Source organism: Shigella sp. SIG3, from assembly GCF_053555855.1.
On sequence record NZ_JBQZXE010000170.1, the window covers coordinates 1 to 5,751 of the forward strand.

Consider the following 5,751-nt stretch of genomic DNA (forward strand, 5'->3'; position numbering starts at 1 on the left):
GTTCCCCAGAAGCTTTCCATCGGAGCATTGTCGTAACATGCTGCAATTACTGCTATAACCAGGCTGGCCTGGCGATATCTCCAGGCCAGCCATTGGTGGTGTTTATATGTTCAAGCCACGATGTTGCAGCATCGGCATAATCTGAGGAGCCTTACCGCGCCATTGTCGATGCAGGCGTTCCAGATCTTCGCTGTTACCTCTGGAAAGGATCGCCTCGCGAAAACGCTGCCCATTTTCACGCGTTAATCCGCCCTGCTCAACAAACCACTGGTAACCATCATCGGCCAACATTTGCGTCCACAGATAAGCGTAATAACCTGCAGCATATCCGCCACCAAAAATATGGGCGAAATAACTGCTGCGATAGCGTGGCGGTATAGCAGGAAGATCCATATTTTCCGCCACCAGCGCCCGCAATTCAAAATCATCGACATCCTGCATTGCTTCGTTTTCTTCCAGGCAATGCCAGCGCATATCGAGAAGTGCGGCGCTAAGCAGTTCGCTCATCTCATACCCTTTGTTGAACAGGCTGGCATTACGCATTTTCTGTTGCAGTTCGTCAGGCATTGCTGCCCCGCTCTGATAATGCCGGGCGTAGCGAGCGAATACCTGCGGATGCGTTGCCCAGTGTTCGTTGATTTGCGACGGAAATTCGACAAAATCACGCGGCGTGTTGGTGCCGGAAAGCGTGGCATAACGCTGGCGGGCAAAAAGGCCGTGCAGCGTATGACCAAATTCATGGAATAAGGTTATTACATCATCCCAGAGTAACAACGCAGGCTCACCGGCAGCGGGTTTCTGATAATTGCAGACGTTATAAATTACCGGATGCGTTTCATTAAGCGTTGATTGCTCAACAAAATTGCCCATCCATGCACCGCCGCTTTTTGAATCACGGGCGAAGAAATCACCGTAAAATAACGCCAGTCCCACGCCATTATGATCAAAAATTTCCCACACACGAACGTCAGGATGGTAGACCGGAATATCAAAACGTTCGACAAACTTAATACCGAAGAGCTGATTCGCGGTCCAGAATACACCTTCATTTAACACCGTGTTTAATTCAAAATATGGCTTGAGCTGCGCCTCATCAAGATCAAATTTCTCCCGCCGTACCTGTTCCGCATAAAATGCCCAGTCCCACGGCTGCGCGCTAAACCCGCCCTGCTGCTTATCGATAACCGCCTGTATGGAGGCTAATTCATCGCTCGCACGTTGACGCGCCGCTGGAACAATTTCCCGCATAAAGTTGAGTGCTGCTTCTGGCGTTTTTGCCATCTGATCGGCGATTTTCCATGCGGCATAATGAGGAAAACCAAGCAGTTTCGCCTGCTGTGCGCGAATCTCTACCAGACGTTGAATGATAGCGCGGGTATCATTGGCATCATTTTTTTCCGCTCGCGTCCAGCCCGCAATAAACAGTTTTTCACGCGTCGCACGATCGCGCATTTCGGCAAGCGCCGGTTGTTGGGTGGTATTCAGCAGCGGAATCAGCCATTTGTTATCCAGACCTTTCTCGCGAGCCGCCTCTGCCGCCAGCGCAATCTCTTGCTCACTCATTCCTGCCAGCTGCGCGATATCGTTCACAACCAGACCGCCGGATTTATTTGCTGCAAGTAACCGCTGGTTAAACTGGCTGGTCAGGGTCGCAGCTTCTGTATTCAGTACTTTTAATTTTGCTTTATCAGCTTGTGCAAGTTTGGCTCCGGCAAGGACAAAACGTTGATGAATAACCTCCACCAGGCGGATGGATTCACTATCAAGCCCCAGGGATTCACGGCGCTGCCAGACAGCATCTACCCGCGCGAATAATTCACCGTTCAGATAGATATCATTAGCCAGTTCCGCCAGTTCAGCGGAAAACTGTTCATCAAGACGCTGTAATTCATCATTGGTATGCGCCGCAGTCATCGCAAAAAAGACGCTGGTAACGCGGGTAATTAATTCTCCGCTTTGTTCCAGTGCCAGAATAGTATTGTTGAAATCAGGCGTTTGCGGGTTAAGCGCGATGGCAGCAATTTCTGCCCGCTTTTGTTGCATTCCCTCATCGAATGCCGGGCGATAGTGATGATTGGCAATTTGATCAAAATGAGGAGCCAGATACGGCAGTGTGCTTTGCACAAGGAAAGGATTCATTGTTGTCATTTTCTTCTCCTGAACGCGAGGTGTTCCATAGCGTAGGCTTACTGATAACGGAGTGCAATCTTGCAAACCAGTATTACCCGCTCTTAAGCATCACGTGCTATGTTATTGACACACAAAAGCGTTGAGGAACAGTGAGATGATCGTTTTAGTAACTGGAGCAACGGCAGGTTTTGGTGAATGCATTACTCGTCGTTTTATTCAACAAGGGCATAAAGTTATCGCCACTGGCCGTCGCCAGGAGCGGTTGCAGGAGTTAAAAGACGAACTGGGAGATAATCTGTATATCGCCCAACTGGACGTTCGCAACCGCGCCGCTATTGAAGAGATGCTGGCATCGCTCCCTGCCGAGTGGAGCAATATTGATATCCTGGTAAATAATGCCGGCCTGGCGTTGGGCATGGAGCCTGCGCATAAAGCCAGCGTTGAAGACTGGGAAACGATGATTGATACCAACAACAAAGGCCTAGTATATATGACGCGCGCCGTCTTACCGGGTATGGTTGAACGTAATCATGGTCATATTATTAACATTGGCTCAACGGCAGGCAGCTGGCCGTATGCCGGTGGTAACGTTTACGGTGCGACGAAAGCGTTTGTTCGTCAGTTTAGCCTGAATCTGCGTACGGATCTGCATGGTACGGCGGTGCGCGTCACCGACATCGAACCGGGTCTGGTGGGTGGCACCGAGTTTTCCAATGTCCGCTTTAAAGGCGATGACGGTAAAGCGGAAAAAACCTATCAAAATACCGTTGCATTGACGCCAGAAGATGTCAGCGAAGCCGTCTGGTGGGTGTCAACGCTGCCTGCTCACGTCAATATCAATACCCTGGAAATGATGCCGGTTACCCAAAGCTATGCCGGACTGAATGTCCACCGTCAGTAATTTTTATACCCGGCGTAACTGCCGGGTTATTGCTTGTCACAAAAAAGTGGTAGACTCATGCAGTTAACTCACTCACAAGCAAGAACGAATGACCGTCGAAACGCAACTTAATCCCACACAGCCTGTCAATCAGCAGATTTATCGTATTCTTCGTCGCGACATTGTCCATTGCCTGATTGCACCAGGCACACCGTTGTCGGAAAAAGAAGTTTCTGTTCGTTTCAATGTGTCACGCCAGCCGGTTCGTGAAGCCTTTATTAAACTGGCGGAAAACGGCCTGATTCAAATTCGTCCGCAGCGTGGCAGCTACGTCAACAAAATTTCCATGGCCCAGGTGCGCAACGGCAGTTTTATCCGTCAGGCCATTGAGTGCGCGGTGGCGCGTCGGGCGGCGAGCATGATTACCGAAAGCCAGTGCTACCAACTGGAACAAAATCTTCACCAGCAACGCATTGCCATTGAGCGCAAGCAACTGGATGATTTTTTTGAACTTGATGACAACTTCCATCAACTCCTGACGCAGATTGCCGACTGTCAACTGGCGTGGGATACCATTGAGAACCTGAAAGCGACCGTTGATCGCGTGCGCTATATGAGTTTCGACCATGTTTCTCCACCAGAAATGCTGTTACGCCAGCATCTTGATATTTTCTCTGCCCTGCAAAAACGTGATGGCGATGCGGTAGAACGTGCAATGACGCAACATTTGCAGGAAATCAGCGAATCCGTGCGCCAGATCCGCCAGGAAAACAGCAACTGGTTTAGCGAAGAGTAATTCATTTACTCTCATCCCATCCGGGATGAGAGGCTTTTCCCCCCGCCTTACGGCTCATGCATGCATCAAAAAAGATGTGAGCTTGATCAAAAACAAAAAATATTTCACTCGACAGGAGTATTTATATTGCGCCCGTTACGTGGGCTTCGACTGTAAATCAGAAAGGAGAAAACACCTATGACGACCTACGATCGTAACCGTAACGCAATCACCACTGGCAGCCGTGTTATGGTTAGCGGCACCGGTCACACTGGCAAGATCCTGTCGATTGATACTGAAGGTCTGACCGCTGAGCAAATCCGCCGCGGAAAAACCGTAGTTGTTGAAGGTTGTGAAGAGAAACTGGCACCTCTGGACCTGATTCGTCTTGGCATGAACTAAGTGTGTGAATGCCGCCGATGGCGGCATTGCTTTTTTTACTTCACGGAATATTTCGCCACGGTCGCTTTCGCGCCATGCGCTAATAAAGACAAGTACGCTTCCGTCACTTTTGCAGTAAACAAGCTATTGTCTGGCAAATCATCACCAAAGATTGCCTTAATCGCCAGCAATGACTGGACGCGCGCTTTCCCTTCGGCACTACTTTGTACAGCCTTCTGAATAACAGGTAACAGTGGGTCACTGATTTCTATCGGATTTCCCTGTTCATCAACACCACCGACATAACGCATCCAACCCGCGACGCCCAGCGCCAGCAGATCGAACTTGCTGTCATGCGCCAGATGCCAGCGAACAGAATCCAACATCCGCTGTGGCAATTTCTGGCTGCCATCCATCGCAATCTGCCAGGTTCGATGACGTAACGCCGGGTTGCTATAGCGTGCAATTAATCGGTTAGCGTAATCTTGCAAATCAACGCCCTGCACTTTCAGCGTCGGCGCTTGTTCCTGCAACATCATGCCATACGCCGCATGACGATAATGTTCATCTTCCATACAGTCATTAATGTGCTGATATCCAGCAAGATAACCCGGATATGCCAGGAATGAATGACTGCCGTTGAGCATGCGCAACTTCATCTCTTCATAAGGCAGCACATCACTAACCAGTTCGGCTCCCGCTTTTTCCCATTCCGGACGTCCGGCTACAAAGTTATCTTCGATAACCCACTGGCGGAAAGGTTCACAGGCAACGCCAGCAGGATCGCGCACACCGGTAAGTTGTTCGATTTTCGCCAGCGTATCCTCTGCCACTGCGGGCACAATACGGTCCACCATTGTTGATGGGAAAGTCACGTTATCTTCGATCCATTGTGCCAGTTTTACATCAACGGCTTGCGCGTAGGAAGTGACAACGTCACGCATAACATGACCGTTTTCTGGCATGTTGTCACATGACATGACGGTAAATGCGGGAATGCGGGAAGTCCTGCCGCTTTACGGCGAGCCAGCGCCTCAACAATCACCCATGTTGCTGTTTTCGGCTGGTGGGGATTTTGCACGTCGGCAGCGACCATCGGGTGATCGAGCATTAACTGTCCGGTCGCCGGAGAGTGGAAATACCCTTTTTCGGTGATTGTCAGAGAGACAATCGCGATTTGCGGTTCACACATCGCAGCCAACACGGTTTCTAAGCCATCCATCTGTACGTGCAAGGCTTTTTTAACGACGCCAACGACGCGAGCCGTCCACGCATCGGCCGACATTTCCGCAACGGTATAAAGATTATCTTGCTGTTGTAAATCGGCAATTTGCTGTTCGCCGCCGATTAAGTTGACCTCATAATATCCCCAGTCACTGAAATGTTCTGTAGCAAGAATATCGGCATACACGCCCTGATGCGCACGGTGAAATGCACCAAAGCCTAAATGAACAATTCTTGGGGCCAGGTTATTACGATCATAAACAGGGAGTGTCGCTTTTGCTGATAACAAATTATTTCCCATAACAATTCCTTAAATTTAAATATGGCAAGCTATATGTTTTGTTATATGAATAAAAATCCC

The 5,751-nt window shown here is 49.6% G+C and carries 4 protein-coding genes and 1 pseudogene; 3 read left to right on the top strand and 2 right to left on the bottom strand.

The features are described from left to right. Positions 1–102: 102 nt before the first annotated feature. Positions 103–2,148, bottom strand: coding sequence for a peptidyl-dipeptidase Dcp (dcp, locus tag ACUU1I_RS19210; RefSeq protein ID WP_005068122.1), 2,046 nt, complete (start codon positions 2,146–2,148; stop codon positions 103–105). 136 nt (positions 2,149–2,284) lie between these two features. On the opposite strand from dcp, the gene ydfG reads away from it, so the two are divergent. The 3 genes from ydfG (at position 2,285) to ydfZ (ending at position 4,187) form a co-directional block, all read left to right on the top strand. Next, positions 2,285–3,031, top strand: coding sequence for a bifunctional NADP-dependent 3-hydroxy acid dehydrogenase/3-hydroxypropionate dehydrogenase YdfG (gene ydfG / locus ACUU1I_RS19215; RefSeq protein WP_000636575.1), 747 nt, complete (start codon positions 2,285–2,287; stop codon positions 3,029–3,031). Between the two features lie 88 nt (positions 3,032–3,119). Continuing rightward, positions 3,120–3,806, top strand: coding sequence for a DNA-binding transcriptional regulator rspR (gene rspR / locus ACUU1I_RS19220; RefSeq protein ID WP_000215550.1), 687 nt, complete (start codon positions 3,120–3,122; stop codon positions 3,804–3,806). Between the two features lie 177 nt (positions 3,807–3,983). Then, the gene (gene ydfZ / locus ACUU1I_RS19225; RefSeq protein ID WP_000214712.1) at positions 3,984–4,187 is read left to right on the top strand and encodes a putative selenium delivery protein YdfZ; all 204 of its coding nucleotides are present in this window, start codon (positions 3,984–3,986) and stop codon (positions 4,185–4,187) included. 35 nt (positions 4,188–4,222) lie between these two features. Here the strand turns inward: ydfZ and ACUU1I_RS19230 are convergent. After that, positions 4,223–5,691 (bottom strand): annotated as a pseudogene (locus ACUU1I_RS19230) (mannitol dehydrogenase family protein). Between the last annotated feature and the right edge of the window lie 60 nt (positions 5,692–5,751).

Excerpts from the sequence above, each read along its gene's own strand:
- dcp (WP_005068122.1), bottom strand. The coding sequence starts at position 2,148 with ATGACAACAATGAATCCTTTCCTTGTGCAAAGCACACTGCCGTATCTG.
- ydfZ (WP_000214712.1), top strand. The coding sequence starts at position 3,984 with ATGACGACCTACGATCGTAACCGTAACGCAATCACCACTGGCAGCCGT.
- rspR (WP_000215550.1), top strand. The coding sequence starts at position 3,120 with ATGACCGTCGAAACGCAACTTAATCCCACACAGCCTGTCAATCAGCAG.
- ydfG (WP_000636575.1), top strand. The coding sequence starts at position 2,285 with ATGATCGTTTTAGTAACTGGAGCAACGGCAGGTTTTGGTGAATGCATT.